Origin of the sequence: Pseudonocardia sp. NPDC046786 (genome assembly GCF_040645415.1) — a bacterium.
GTDB classification, from domain to species: Bacteria; Actinomycetota; Actinomycetes; order Mycobacteriales; family Pseudonocardiaceae; genus Pseudonocardia; species Pseudonocardia kongjuensis.
In genome coordinates this window covers 208,437-221,252 of sequence record NZ_JBEYYF010000007.1, presented here as the reverse complement: position 1 = coordinate 221,252, position 12,816 = coordinate 208,437, and the positions used below count along the sequence as shown (strand labels likewise).

General features: G+C 76.4%; 13 protein-coding genes and 1 riboswitch. Of the genes, 5 read left to right on the top strand and 8 right to left on the bottom strand.

Annotation, left to right across the window (positions count from 1 at the left end):
- Nucleotides 1-193: 193 nt before the first annotated feature.
- Nucleotides 194-1,891, bottom strand: a complete 1,698-nt coding sequence (locus tag ABZ881_RS11600) for a choline dehydrogenase (protein WP_358483871.1) — start codon at nucleotides 1,889-1,891, stop codon at nucleotides 194-196.
- A gap of 141 nt (nucleotides 1,892-2,032) precedes the next feature.
- On the opposite strand from ABZ881_RS11600, the gene ABZ881_RS11595 reads away from it, so the two are divergent.
- Entirely contained in the window at nucleotides 2,033-2,482 is a 450-nt protein-coding gene (locus ABZ881_RS11595) for a hypothetical protein (RefSeq protein ID WP_358483869.1), read from the top strand.
- Between the two features lie 12 nt (nucleotides 2,483-2,494).
- On the opposite strand, the gene ABZ881_RS11590 is transcribed toward ABZ881_RS11595, so the two are convergent.
- Nucleotides 2,495-3,229, bottom strand: coding sequence for a GAF domain-containing protein (locus ABZ881_RS11590; RefSeq protein ID WP_358483867.1), 735 nt, complete (start codon nucleotides 3,227-3,229; stop codon nucleotides 2,495-2,497).
- Between the two features lie 93 nt (nucleotides 3,230-3,322).
- A riboswitch (TPP riboswitch) is annotated at nucleotides 3,323-3,412 on the top strand.
- Nucleotides 3,413-3,420: 8 nt separating this feature from the next.
- Between ABZ881_RS11590 and ABZ881_RS11585 the strand changes: the two genes are divergently transcribed.
- Genes ABZ881_RS11585 through ABZ881_RS11570 form a run of 4 tightly spaced genes read left to right on the top strand, consistent with a single transcriptional unit; the run spans nucleotide 3,421 to nucleotide 6,699 of the window.
- Nucleotides 3,421-4,425: an ABC transporter substrate-binding protein gene (locus ABZ881_RS11585; RefSeq protein WP_358483865.1), complete on the top strand. Its 1,005-nt coding sequence runs from the start codon at nucleotides 3,421-3,423 to the stop codon at nucleotides 4,423-4,425.
- Entirely contained in the window at nucleotides 4,422-5,174 is a 753-nt protein-coding gene (locus ABZ881_RS11580) for an ABC transporter permease (protein WP_358483863.1), read from the top strand. Before ABZ881_RS11585 ends, ABZ881_RS11580 begins: the two co-directional genes overlap by 4 nt.
- Complete coding sequence (locus ABZ881_RS11575; protein WP_358483861.1) at nucleotides 5,171-5,908, top strand: ABC transporter ATP-binding protein; 738 nt, start codon at nucleotides 5,171-5,173, stop codon at nucleotides 5,906-5,908. Before ABZ881_RS11580 ends, ABZ881_RS11575 begins: the two co-directional genes overlap by 4 nt.
- Before the next feature lie 26 nt (nucleotides 5,909-5,934).
- Nucleotides 5,935-6,699, top strand: a complete 765-nt coding sequence (locus ABZ881_RS11570; protein WP_358483859.1) for a cobalt-precorrin-6A reductase — start codon at nucleotides 5,935-5,937, stop codon at nucleotides 6,697-6,699.
- A 69-nt stretch (nucleotides 6,700-6,768) separates the two neighbouring features.
- Here ABZ881_RS11570 and ABZ881_RS11565 read toward each other — a convergent pair whose 3' ends face one another.
- The 6 genes from ABZ881_RS11565 to ABZ881_RS11540 are packed head-to-tail and all read right to left on the bottom strand — an operon-like array spanning nucleotide 6,769 to nucleotide 12,799.
- A complete protein-coding gene (locus ABZ881_RS11565) occupies nucleotides 6,769-7,785 on the bottom strand; it encodes an alcohol dehydrogenase catalytic domain-containing protein (RefSeq protein WP_358483858.1) in 1,017 nt (338 codons plus the stop codon).
- Complete coding sequence (locus tag ABZ881_RS11560) at nucleotides 7,785-8,879, bottom strand: alanine racemase (RefSeq protein WP_358483857.1); 1,095 nt, start codon at nucleotides 8,877-8,879, stop codon at nucleotides 7,785-7,787. The genes ABZ881_RS11565 and ABZ881_RS11560 overlap by 1 nt, the downstream gene beginning before the upstream one ends.
- 25 nt (nucleotides 8,880-8,904) lie before the next feature.
- The gene (locus tag ABZ881_RS11555) at nucleotides 8,905-9,378 is read right to left on the bottom strand and encodes a GNAT family N-acetyltransferase (RefSeq protein ID WP_358483855.1); all 474 of its coding nucleotides are present in this window, start codon (nucleotides 9,376-9,378) and stop codon (nucleotides 8,905-8,907) included.
- A 45-nt stretch (nucleotides 9,379-9,423) separates the two neighbouring features.
- Nucleotides 9,424-10,989, bottom strand: a complete 1,566-nt coding sequence (locus ABZ881_RS11550; RefSeq protein WP_358483854.1) for a precorrin-2 C(20)-methyltransferase — start codon at nucleotides 10,987-10,989, stop codon at nucleotides 9,424-9,426.
- Nucleotides 10,986-11,624, bottom strand: a complete 639-nt coding sequence (locus tag ABZ881_RS11545; protein WP_358483973.1) for a precorrin-8X methylmutase — start codon at nucleotides 11,622-11,624, stop codon at nucleotides 10,986-10,988. The genes ABZ881_RS11550 and ABZ881_RS11545 overlap by 4 nt, the downstream gene beginning before the upstream one ends.
- On the bottom strand, nucleotides 11,621-12,799 hold the full coding sequence (locus tag ABZ881_RS11540) for a precorrin-3B synthase (RefSeq protein WP_358483853.1): 1,179 nt from the start codon (nucleotides 12,797-12,799) through the stop codon (nucleotides 11,621-11,623). The genes ABZ881_RS11545 and ABZ881_RS11540 overlap by 4 nt, the downstream gene beginning before the upstream one ends.
- Nucleotides 12,800-12,816 lie beyond the last annotated feature (17 nt).

Sequence of the window (12,816 nt, the reverse complement as noted above, 5' to 3'; positions counted from 1 at the left end):
GGGCGGGGATCCGACCAGGATCCCCGCCCCGCTCGCGTGTGCGATGCCCCGTTCGGCGCCTGAGATGCGCTGAGCGGGCCGCGGTGCCGGTCCCGAGGGGGTCACCCCGGCCCGGGCCCGAGGCCGGGCGGTGGACGACGAAACGCCGCCGGGACCCGATGGGTCCTGGCGGCGTCGTGGACGGTGCTGCGGCTCAGGCCTCGACGAGCCGCCCGGTGACGACGTGGTTGCCGTTGCGCGACGCCGCCGCGGCCGGCTTCGGGTCGGGCGGCAGCGGCGTGTTGCCGAGGATCAGGTCCGCGGCCCGCTCCGCGACCATCACGACCGGCCCGTAGGTGTTGGAGTTCGGGACGTCCGGGAACACCGAGGCGTCGACCACCCGCAGCCCGTCGACCCCGTGCACCCGCATCGTGGCCGGATCGACGACCGCGCCCTGGTCGGTCCCCATCCGGCAGGTGCTGGTCGGGTGCAGCCCGTTCTGGGCCCGGCGGCCGATCCAGTCGAGCACCTGCTCCGGGGTGCGGACGCTCGGCCCGGGGAACGTCTCGCCGCCGTCCAGCCCGGCGAACGCGGGCTGGTCCAGCAGCGTCCGGGCGATCTGGATGGCCTCCACCCAGCGCCTGCGGTCCCGCTCGCTGCCGAGGTAGTTCAGCCGGATCTCGGGCGGCACACCGATGTCGCGGGAGGTGGCGCGGACGGTCCCGCGGGCGTCCGACGTCATCACGCTCACGTGCATCTCGTAGCCGTGCCCGGCCGGCCGCACATCCGGCGCGAACCGCATCGCGACCGGCGCGAACAGGATCATCACGTCCGGGATGCCGCCGGCCAGCGAGGTCGAGGCGAAGCCACCGATCTCGAAGTGGTTGCTCGCGCCGATGCCGGTGCCGGAGACGAGCCAGCGGGCCGCGGCACCGGGGAGCTTGTGCACCCGCCGGTGGGTCGCCAGCGAGACCGGGCGGACGCAGGCGTGCTGCAGGTGGATCGCGAGATGGTCCTGCAGGTCGGCGCCGACACCGGGCAGCTCGGCGCGCACGTCCACCCCGATCGATGCCAGGTGCTCCGGGTCACCGACGCCGGACACCTGCAGCAGCTGCGGGGTCGCGATCGCGCCGGCGGCGAGGATCGTGTCCCCGGCGTCGACGTCGCGGAAGGTGCCGTCGCCCGCCCGGTACCGGACCCCGATCACCCGGGTGCCGGTGTGGTCGAACCGCAGCTGGCGGACGTTCACGCCGGTCCGGACCTGCAGGTTCGGCCGGGACGCCGACACCGGGTGCAGGTAGGCGTCGGTCGCGGAGTACCGGCGGCCGCGGAAGATGGTCCGCTCGGTCCGGGAGAAGCCCTCCTGGCGCGGCCCGTTGACGTTGTCGACGACCGCGTGCCCGGCCTGGCCCGCGGCGATCAGGAACGCGTCGTTCAGCGGCCCCGCGGCGGGGGCGCGCTCCAGGATCTGCGGACCCGACCCGTCGGCGTCGAGCGCGATGCGGTGCTCGGAGAGCCTGCGCTCCAGCCGCCGGTAGTACGGCAGGCAGTGCGCCGAGCTCCACTCCTGCAGGCCAGGACCGGTCGCCCAGCGGTCGTAGTCGCCCGGGTTGCCGCGCTGGTAGACCATCCCGTTGATGCTGCTGCTCCCGCCGAGCACCTTGCCCCGGGGGACGGCGACCCGGCGCCCGGCGAGGCCGGGCTCCGGCTCGGAGGTGTAGCACCAGTCGTACCGCGGGTTGCCCCAGGCGTGGGAGAGCGCCGCGGGCATCCGGATGACCGGGTCCCAGCGGTGGTCGGGCTGACCGGCCTCCAGCATCAGCACCGTGCGCGACGGATCCTCGCTCAGGCGATGGGCGAGCACGGCACCGGCCGACCCACCGCCGACGATGACGACGTCGTACCGCGCCATACCGATTCTCCCGTTTCCGAAGTTGGCACTGTTGGCACTCACCTGCACGGATTGACCCATTCGAGTGAGCAACCCCCCTTGCGGGCTCTCACGGTACGCCGTTCCACCGGGCCGGGCTCACCGGCCCGTACCCTCACTCGTGTGACCACGGCGGAGGACAACGCTGACGACCCTGACGGCGCCGGCAGCGCCGGCAGCGCTGAGAGCGCCGACGACGCGGACAGGGCGCTGGCCGCGCTGGGTGCCCAACTCGACGCCTCCGTCGCCGATCTGGAGTTCGCCCGACGACGGGTCCGCGAACTGCAGGAACTGCGTGCCCGAGGCCTCGGTTGGAGAGAGATCGTACCGCGCGAGGAGCGGCCGTTGATCGTCGAGACCGTCACCCGAGCGTTGGACGGTCTCGGCGCGATAGGGGGACGCTTCCGCCGTGAGGAGGCGGTCGCCCTGCACGCCGAGGGGGAGACGATCGCCGGCATCGGCCGGCTGTTCGGGGTCAGCAGGCAGCGGGTGTCGGCCTACCTGCAGGAGCACGTCCAGCTGCAGGCGCTGCGCGCCGCCGCCGAGGCCGACCACGCGCCCTCAGAGCGCTGAGCCGGCCGCCGCTCAGGCGTCGTCGCGCCGGTGCCGGGCCCGCCGCTGGGCGGGGACCCGCGGCCCGGCGGGCGGCACCCCGGGGCGGCGGGCGGCCGGAATCAGCGCCGTGCGGTCCGGAGGTCGCTCACCGGACGACGGCCGGGGGCCGGTGCCGCGCGGGGCGGCGGCGCGCTGCTCCAGCCGGGCCAGCTCGCGGACGTCGCGGATCCGGGCGGCGAGCGCCGTCGTCACCACCTGCAGCGCGCCGGCGAGCCGATCGGCCGGCCGGGCCGCGGAGTCCCGGCGGTCGAGCAGCTGCAGCGCGCCCGCGGCGTGCGCGCCGACGAGCACCGGCACGGTCAGCGACCGCACCAGCCCGCAGCCGGCCGCGACCGCGGCCAGGCCCGGCGGATCGGCCCGGGCGAGATCGGGCGTGACCAGCACCCGGCCGTCGTGCGCGGTGCGCAGCGCGGGACCGGCGCCGGAACGGGCCTGCAGCTGGCCGATCCGGGTGGCCGCGGTGTCCGAGCCGAACACGCGCCGCCGCTCCGGATCGCGCGGGTCGGCCGGCTCGTGCAGGACCAGCACCGCGCCGGCGACCCCGGCCGCGGGCACCAGCGCCACGCAGATCCCGGACAGCATCGCCGCGACGTCGACGTGTGCGACGGACGTCGCGCCGGCCTGCAGCGCCACCCGCACGAGCGCCGGGCCGGGATCGGGTGCGGGCCGCCCGGGAGCGCCCGTGGGCCAGAGCGAGGCCGCCATCTCGTCCTTCCGTGTACCGCCGTGGTCGGCCCGAGGATATCGACCGGGTGACGGCGCCGGGCGGTGGCGCGGCTGGGATATCGTCCGGACGTACCGCGGGAGCCCGCGCACCGAGGCTGAGAGGGCGGCAGGACCGGCCGCCGACCGTTCGAACCTGATCCGGTTGACACCGGCGTAGGGAGGCCGCCCCCGTGCGCGCTCGTGTGCTGTCCCTGTTCGGGGCACTGCTGCTGCTCGTCCTCACCGGCTGCTCCGGCGGCGCCCCGGCGTCCGGACCGGTGCGGGTGGCGCTGGACTGGACACCCAACACCAACCACCTCGGGCTGTTCGTCGCCCAGCAGGCGGGCTACTTCGACGAGGCCGGCCTGGACGTGGAGTTCCTGCCCTGGAACGCCACCTCGCCGGACACCCTGGTCGGCACCGGCGCCGCCGACTTCGGCATCAGCTTCCAGGACTCGTTCACCTTCTCCAGGGCCGCCGGCGCCGACATCACCTCGGTGATGGCGATCCTGCAGCACTGGGCCACCGAGGTCGCGGTGCGCGCCGACCGCGCCGACATCCGCTCCCCGCGCGACCTCGACGGCAAGGTCTACGCCGGGTTCGGCGGGCCGGGCGAGATCCCGAAGATGCAGGCCGTCATCCGGGCCGCCGGCGGCCGCGGCGAGTTCACCACCGAGGTGCTCAACACCGCCGCCTACGAGGCGCTCTACGCCGGGCGGGCCGACTTCACCGAGCCGTTCGTCAACGTCGAGGGCATCGAGGCCGAGCTGCGCGGCGAGCCGATCCGGACGTTCCGCTACACCGACTACGGCTTCCCGGACGCCTACAACGTGCTGCTCATCGGCAACTCCACCCGGCTCGCCCAGGACCCGGAGCGGGCCCGCGCGTTCGTCGGCGCGGTGCAGCGCGGCTACCGGCTCGCCGCCGACGACCCGGCCGAGGCGGCCCGGATGCTGAAGGAGGCCAACCCGGGTGCCTTCACCTCCGACGAGCTGGTCGACCGCGGCGCCGCGATGCTCGCCGAGCGCTTCCTGCGCGACGAGCAGGGCCGGGTCGGCTTCCAGACGGCCGAGCGCTGGTCCGGGTTCTCCGGCTTCCTGTACTCCACCGGCTCGGTCACCGGTCCGGACGGCGCACCGGTCACCGAGCTGCCGGACTTCGCCACCTGGTTCACCAACGACTACCTGACGCCGTGATCCGCAGGCTCGGGCCGGCCCTGCTGGTCGTCGGGCTGCTGCTGGCGGTCTGGCAGGTCGCGGTGACCGTGTCCGGCGTCGCCCCGCAGGTGCTGCCCTCGCCGGCCCGGGTGCTCGAACAGGGCTGGGCGTTCCGCGACGCGCTGTGGGCGAACACCCTGCCGACGGTCCAGGTGACGGCGATCGGCTTCGCGGTGTCGCTGATGGTGGCCTGGTCCGTCGCGGTGGCGGTGGACTTCTCGCCGTGGCTGCGCCGCGCGCTGACCCCGCTGCTGGTCGCCTCGCAGACCCTGCCGGTGATCGCGATCGCCCCGTTGCTGATCATCTGGTTCGGCTTCGGGCTGTTGCCGAAGGTGCTGGTCATCGCGCTGGTGACGTTCTTCCCGGTGGCGGTCGGCCTGATCGAGGGCTTCGCGGCCACCGACCGGTCGGCGACGGCGCTGCTGCGGAGCATGGGCGCGAGCCGCTGGCAGCGGTTCCGGTACGTCCGGCTCCCCGGGGCGATGCCGTCGTTCTTCACCTCGCTGCGGATCGCCATCACCTACGCCGTGACCGGCGCGATCTTCGCCGAGTACGTCGGCGCCCGGGCCGGGCTGGGGATCTTCATGCAGCTGCAGCGCAACCAGTTCCGCACCGACCTGGTGCTGGCCGCGGTCGCCGTGACGGCCGCGCTGTCGGTGACCCTGTTCGGCCTGACCTACCTGGTGCAGCGCCTGGTCACGCCGTGGTACCGGGGGGACCACCGGTGAAGGTCTCGGTGCGGGACCTGGCGGTGTCCTACGGCGATCGCCCGGTGCTGTCCGGCGTCTCGCTGGACGTCGCGGCCGGCGAGTTCGTCTCGGTGGTCGGCCCGTCCGGCTGCGGCAAGTCCACCCTGTTCGGGGCGCTGACCGGGATCCTGGACGGCGCGACGACGACCGGCACGGTCACGGTGGACGGCGGCCCGGTGCGCGGGGCGCCGTTCGGCTACATGCCGCAGCAGGACCTGCTGTTCCCGTGGCGGACCGTGCTCGACAACACCACGCTCGGCCTGGAGGTCGCCGGGGTGTCCCGCCGCGAGGCCAGGGCGCGCGCCGGGGAGCTGTTCGAGCCGTTCGGCCTGGCCGGGTTCGAGCAGTCCCGGCCGGGGGAGCTCTCCGGCGGGATGCGGCAGCGCGCGGCGCTGCTGCGCACCGTCGTCGGTGGGCGCGAGGTGCTGCTGCTCGACGAGCCGTTCGGCGCGCTGGACGCGCTCACCCGCACCGGCATGCAGGAGTGGCTGGACGCGATGCGCGGGCGCTACGGCTGGACCACCCTGCTGATCACGCACGACGTGCGGGAGGCCGCCTTCCTCTCCGACCGGGTCGTCGTGTTCTCGCCGCGCCCGGCCGCCGTCCGCCGGGTGGTGCCGGTGGACCTGCCCCGTCCGCGCACCCGCGCGATGCTCACCGATCCGCGGATCGCCGCCGTGGAGGCCGAGCTGCTGGACGTCCTGCACTCCTGAGCGCGCCGCCGCCTAGCCTGGGGGCCGTGACCGGTCCGCGCACGGTGCTCGTCCTCGGCGGCACCACCGAGGGCCGGGCGGCCGCGGCGGAGCTGGCCGCCCGGGGCGGCGTCCGGGTGATCTCCTCGCTGGCCGGGGCGGTGCGCAGCCCCCGGCTGCCCGACGGCGAGGTGCGGATCGGCGGCTTCGGCGGACCCGGTGGGCTCGCCCGCTTCCTGCACGCCGAGCGGGTGTCCGCGGTGCTCGACGCCACACACCCGTTCGCCGCGACGATGACCGCCAATGCCGCCGCAGCCTGCACCGCCACCGGGACCCCGCTGGTGGTGCTGCGCCGGCCCGGCTGGAGGCCGGTCCCGGGGGACCGCTGGCACCGGGTCGGCTCGGTCGCCGCGGCCGCCGCCGCGGTCCTGCCCGCGCTGCCCGCCCTGCCGCCCGGTGAGCGCGGGCGGGTGCTGCTCACCACCGGGCGCGGTGGGCTGGCCGAGTTCGCCGGTGTCGACGCCGAGTTCTGGATCCGGGCCGTCGACCCGCCGGACGGGCCGCTCCCGGCGCGGCACACGCTGCTGCTCGACCGCGGCCCGTTCACCCTCGACGCCGAGCGGGGGCTGCTGGACCGGGTGCGCCCGCACGTGCTGGTGACCAAGGACTCCGGCGGGGACGCCACCGCGGCGAAGCTGACGGCCGCGCGGGAGCGCGGGATCGGCGTCGTCGTGGTGGACCGGCCCGGGGTGCCGCCCGGGGTGCCGGTGGCGGACACGGTCGCCGCGGCCCTCGCCCGGCTCCCCTGCTGATCCCCCTGATGATCATCGGTTGTGGAGCGCCGCACCCACCCGGCGGCCGCCGCGCTCCACAACCGGTGATCACGCCACGACGACGGTGAGCGAGCCCGGCTCCGGCTGCGCGGCCAGCGCCGCCGGGGCAGCGGCCAGCGGGATCCGGTGGGTGACCAGCCGGGCCGGATCGAGCCGCCCGGTGGAGACCAGCTCCATCAGCGCCGGGTAGTCGGCGGCGGCCATCCCGTGGCTGCCGGTCAGCACCAGCTCCTTGGCGATCATCTCCGGGACCGGGACTGTCGGGTCCCCGCTCAGCAGTCCGACCTGCACCAGCACACCCTGCGGGCGCAGCGCCCGGATCCCGAGGGTCAGTGCCTCGGCCCGCCCGGCGGCCTCCACGGCGACCCGGGCGCCGCCGTCGCCGATCAGCTCGCGCACCCGGTCCGGGCCGGCCGCCGGATCGAGCGTCGCGACCGCGCCCAGCCGTTCCGCCCTGGCCCGCGCGGCCGGCGACGGATCGGCGACCATCACGTCGGCGCCCAGCGTCCTGGCCACCAGCACCGCGGCCAGCCCGACCCCGCCCGCGCCGATCACCAGCACCGTGTCGCCGGGGGCGATCCCGCCGCGGCCGGTGAGCGCCCGGTAGGCGGTGGCGACCCGGCAGCCGAGGAGCGCGGCGCCGGCGGCATCGGTCCCGTCCGGCAGCGGGACGAGATTGTGGTCGGCGTGCCGCAGCGCGACCAGCTCGGCGAACGCGCCGTCGTGGGTGAAGCCGGGCTGCTGCTGGTGCGGGCAGATGTGGGACCGACCGGCCCGGCACTGTGCGCACGTCCCGCAGCCGCACACGAACGGGGTCGTGACCCGGTCGCCGATCCGCACCTGGTGCACGTCCCGCCCGGTCGCCACCACCCGGCCGGCGAGCTCGTGGCCGGGCACGAACGGCAGCGTGACGCCGTCGTCATGACCGAGCCAGGCGAACCGGTCGCTGGCGCACAGTCCGGTCGCCTCCACCCGGACGACGACGCCGTCCGGTGCGGGCACCGGATCGGGCAGCTCGACGAGCTCCGGCGTGGCGCCGAAGGCGGTGACCCGGACCGCCCGCATCAGGTGTTCGCCCCGCGCGCGTCGACCGGCCAGCGGTCGACGACGGTGTCCCCGCCCGCCCCGCCGCTGCTGATCACGACCAGATGATCGGCCAGGTTCACCGCGGAGCACACGTGGTTGGGGACCACCCGCACCCGGCTGCCCGGTTGCGGGACCGGCTCGTCGCCGAACGCGACGGTGGCGTGGTGCTCGGACAGCGCGGTGACCCGGGCGTCCGGGTGCCCGGGCAGCCGCCCGTACCCGGAGGCCCACGGTGCCCGGTCGGCGCCGAGGGTCTTGCTGCCCGCGTCCAGCACGGCGTGCCCGGGGCGGGCATGCACCACGGTGGCGACGGCGGTCAGCGCGCACCGGTCGAACCCGGCCGCGTCCAGCTCGACCTGTTGGGCGTCGCCGAACACCGACACCCCGGGCCGGGTCTCGGTGGGCGCCCACCGGTCGGGCAGCCCGGGGGAGAGGCCCTCGGTCGGGCTGGACCCGCCGCTGCGGACCAGCGGTTCGATCCCGGCGGCGGCCAGCCCGGCGGCGGCCGCGGACAGCGCGGCGACCTCGTCGGCGGCCGCGGCGGCGCGGGCGCCGGGGGCGTAGGCGTGCCCGGGGAAGGTGAACACCCCGGCCACCGCCAGTCCGGCCGCCCGGGCCCGCGCGGCGAGGCCGCCCGCGCCGCCGGGGTCGACCCCGGTCCGGTGGTGCCCGGAGTCGACCTCCACCAGCACCTGCGCCGGCGCCCCGCGCAGGGCCGCGGCCAGCCGGTCCGCACCGGCGACCGAGTCGACGCCGATCCGCAGCCGGACCCGCCCGGCCAGCGCGCGCAACCGGTCCGCCCGGCCGCCCGCCGCCCACACCGGGTAGGCGAGGAACAGGTCGTCGACGCCGGCGGCGGCGAACACCTCGGCCTCGGCGACCGTCGCCAGGGTCAGGCCGGCCGCGCCGTGCGCGAGCTGGCGGCGGGCCACCGCGACGCTCTTGTGCGTCTTGGCGTGCGGCCGCCAGGCGAGGCCGCGCCGGCGGGCCCGGTCCGCGCCGTCGGTCAGGTTGCGTTCCAGCACGCCGGCGTCGACGGCGAGGAACGGGGTGTCGAGATCCTCGGTGCGCATCGCGGTGATCGTCGCATCGGGCGGCTCACCCCGGGCGCAGGTCCCGGGTCATCAGCATCAGCGCGGCTGGGCCGCCGGCACCGGAAACCGTCCGGAAGCCGGTCTTCGCGTAGAAGGCCAGCGCGCGGGCGTTGCCCGGTTCCACCTTCAGCGTCAGCCGGGACCGGCCCTGCTCGAGGGAGACCGTCACCACGGCGTCGACCAGCGCGCCGGCCACCCCGGTCCCGCGGGCCTCCGCGGCGACCCACATGCCGTACAGGTATCCCTCGTCGTCGTCGGCGGAGGGGCGCCAGCAGGCCGTCCCGGCGGGCCGCCCGTCCCGGTGCGCGACGAACCGCGCGTGCCGGGTGAGCACGCCCCGCCAGGCGGCCTCGTCCAGGCCGGCCTGCTCGTGCAGGAAGTCGCTGTCGGGTCCGAACGACTCCCGGACCGAGGCGAGCCGGACCTCCCGGGCCAGCGCCCAGTCGTCGGGGCACAGACGGTGCACCGTCGTCGTCATCGCCCCGAGCCCTCCCCGCCTGCCGTCGGCGGTGACGGTAGCGGCTCAGCCGGTTGTCGTCCCGGTCGCGTAGTGCCGGGGGGTGAAGACGACCGGTTCGCCGCCGCGCTCGACGACCCGGGTGGTCGACGAGCCGACGATCACCAGGGTGCGCATGTCCACCAGCTCCGGGTCCAGCTCGCCCAGGGTGGTGACGGTGATCCGCTGCCCGGCGCCGCCGACGTCGCGGCCGAGCACCACCGGGGTGTCCGGGGAGCGGTGCTCCAGCAGCACGTCGCGGGCCGCACCGACCTGCCACGGCCGGGCCTTCGACCGCGGGTTGTAGATCGCGATCGCCAGGTCCGCGGACGCCGCGGCGCGCAGCCGGGTGGCGACCACGTCCCACGGCTTGAGCCGGTCGGACAGCGAGATCATCACATGGTCGTGCCCGAGCGGGGCGCCGACCGCCGCGGACACCGCCTGGGCCGCGGACAGCCCGGGCAGCACCCGGACCGGGACGTCGCGGTACTTGGGTTCCGCGGCGACCTCCAGCACCGCGGCGGCCATCGCGAACACGCCCGGGTCGCCGGCCGAGACGACCGCGACCCGCCGGCCGGACGCGGCCAGGTCCAGGGCGTGCGCGGCGCGCTCGGACTCCACCCGGTTGTCCGACGGGTACCGGTTCTGCCGCGGGTTGGGCGGCACCCGGTCCAGGTAGGGCCCGTACCCGACGAGATCGTCGGCGACCGACAGCGCGGCAGCGACCTGCGGGGTCAGCCAGTCCCGCCCGGCGGGCCCGGTGCCGACGACGACGACCTCGCCCGGCCCGCGCACCGACGCCGGATCGGCCAGATCGGGGGCGACCCGGTGGTCGTCGTTCTCCTGGTCGGGCACCGAGGAGGCGATGTCGCCGGGGACCAGCGCGATCGCGAAGTAGGGCACCCCGCCGGCGTCGACGTCGCCGACGGCGCCGGTGCGCTGACCCTCCATGGTGGCCCGCTCCACGTAGTGCGCGCGGTCCAGCTTCCCGGCGTCGGCGAGCGCGTCGCGCACGGTGCCGAAGGTCCGGCCGAGCTTCATCACGGCGGCCGAGTCGGTGTCGGCGAGCCGGCGGGCCAGCTCGTCGCGGGGCAGCGTGCCGGGCAGCACGGTGAGCACCTCGTCCCGCTCGACGAGCGGGCGGCCGAGCGCGGCGGCGGCCCCGCTGATCGAGGTGACGCCGGGCACCACCTCGGTGCGGTAGCGGCCGGCGAGCCGCTTGTGCATGTGCATGTAGGAGCCGTAGAAGAGCGGATCGCCCTCGGCGAGCAGGACGACGTCGCGCCCGGCGTCCAGGTGCGCGGCCAGCCGGGCGGCGGCCTCGGTGTAGAACTCGTCGATGGCGCCCTGGTAGCCGCCAGGATGGTCGGTGGTCTCGGTGGTGACCGGATAGACCAGCGCCTCCTCGATCGCGGTGCCGGACAGGTGCGGCTCGGCGATCCGGCGCGCGATGGACCGGCCGTGCCGGGCGGAGTGGTAGGCGATCACGTCGGCGTCGCGGACCAGCCGGGCCGCCTTGATCGTGGTCAGCTCGGGATCGCCGGGGCCGAGGCCGACGCCGTAGAGGGTCCCGGCGGGGAGGGCGCTGCTCACGCGATGATCTCCTGCTCGTGGGCCAGCGCGTTCAGCGCGGCGGCGGTGATCGCCGAGCCGCCGCGGCGGCCGTGCACCACCAGGTGCTCCAGGTCGGTGCGGGCGGCGAGGGCCTGCTTGGACTCGGCGGCGCCGATGAACCCGACCGGGATGCCGATCACGGCGGCCGGCCGCGGCGCGCCCCGGTCGATCAGGTCGAGCAGGTGGAACAGCGCGGTCGGGGCGTTGCCGACGGCGACGACGGCGCCGTCGAACCGGTCGGCGAGCAGCTCCAGCGCGGCCGCCGAGCGGGTGTTGCCGATCCGCTGCGCCAGCTCCGGCACGCGCGGGTCGCGGACCAGGCAGAGCACCTCGTTGCCGGCCGGGAGCCGGGCCGCGGTCACCCCGGAGGCGACCATCATCGCGTCGCACAGGATCGGCGCGCCCCCCTTCAGCGCCCGCCGGGCGGCGTCGACCAGGCCGTCCGAGGCGGCGATGCCGGTGGTCAGGTCGACCTGGCCGCAGGCGTGGATCATCCGCACCGCGACGTCGGCCATCCCGGGTGGCAGGCCGGTCAGGTCGGCCTCGGCGCGGATCGTCGCGAACGAGCGCCGGTAGATCTCGGCGCCGTCGGTGATGTAGTCGTGGCCGCTCAGCGGGTGCTCCTCGGTCGGTCGTGCGGTGGGGCGGTGAGCGCGCCGGGCGCGCCGTCGATCAGGTAGGTGCCGGGCCCGGTGGCGACGGCGTCGGCGTGCGGGGTGTGCGGGGCACCGCAGCGCCGGGCGCAGCCGACGACGTGCACCGGCCGCCCGGGGCCGCGCCGGATCAGCGCCCGGGCGTCGCCCCGGACGTCGGCGAGCGACTTCGCGCAGCCGGGGGTGCCGGCGCAGGCGCTGACCCGCAGCGCGGGATGGTCCGGATCGGTCACCAGCCCGGCCGCGCCCAGCCGGGCGGCGGCGCCGGGCACCGGGTGGGGGAGGACCAGCGTCCGCCACGGCGTCACCACCAGCTCCGGTGCGGTGTCGGCGAGCACCTCCAGCTGCCCGGCGGACAGCTCCCCGAGCACCGGGGCCACCCCCACCGCGCCGCCGCCGAGGTCCCCGACGCCGGGCGGTGCGCCGTCGAGCGTTGCGAGATGGTCGTCGCCGGAGCCATCTCGCAACGCTCGGCCGCCGGTTCCCAGCAGCGCGGCGATCCGGTCGGGGGCGTCGTGGAGCTCGGCGGTGCGCCAGGTGCCGGTGTCCAGGGTCAGGAACGCCTGCGCGGCGTCCAGCAGCAGGGCGGGGGCGCCGGCCCGGGGGCTGACCAGGCCGGTCCCGGTCCCGGCGACGACGAGCTCGCCGTCGTCCGGGGAGGTGGCCCGCCAGCACAGGTCGGGCCGCTCGCCGGCGACGTCGCCGCGGCCGTCGTCGAGGGCGAACAGGAACCGGCCGGACAGCCGGGCGAGCCCCGGCCGGGCGCACAGCCCGCGGTCCAGCGCGGCGGCCAGCCCGCGCACGTCGGCGAGTCCGCCGGTGATCCCGGACAGCGGCGAGGCCAGGATGTTCCGGACCCGCTCGTGGGTGGTCGAGGGCAGCAGCCCGGCCTCGGCGAGCTCCCGGACCGGCCGCGGATCGGCCGGATCGAGGCCGCGCAGCTGCAGGTTCCCGCGCGAGGTGAGGTGCACCGATCCGTCACCGGCCCGGGCGGCGAGCGCCCCGACCGCGCGCAGCGCCGGCGCGGGGGCCACGCCGCCGGGCAGCCGGACCCTGGCCAGCGCGCCGTCCGCCGCGAGATGCGGCGACACGACGCCCGGGCAGGCGTCGGCGCGGGTACGGGCGGTCGTCGGCACGCCGGTCACTGTAGGCA

Coding starts and splice junctions, on each gene's coding strand:
- ABZ881_RS11555 (WP_358483855.1), bottom strand. CDS start 9,378: ATGACGACGACGGTGCACCGTCTGTGCCCCGACGACTGGGCGCTGGCC.
- ABZ881_RS11565 (WP_358483858.1), bottom strand. CDS start 7,785: ATGCGGGCGGTCCGGGTCACCGCCTTCGGCGCCACGCCGGAGCTCGTC.
- ABZ881_RS11560 (WP_358483857.1), bottom strand. CDS start 8,879: ATGCGCACCGAGGATCTCGACACCCCGTTCCTCGCCGTCGACGCCGGC.
- ABZ881_RS11600 (WP_358483871.1), bottom strand. CDS start 1,891: ATGGCGCGGTACGACGTCGTCATCGTCGGCGGTGGGTCGGCCGGTGCC.
- ABZ881_RS11590 (WP_358483867.1), bottom strand. CDS start 3,229: ATGGCGGCCTCGCTCTGGCCCACGGGCGCTCCCGGGCGGCCCGCACCC.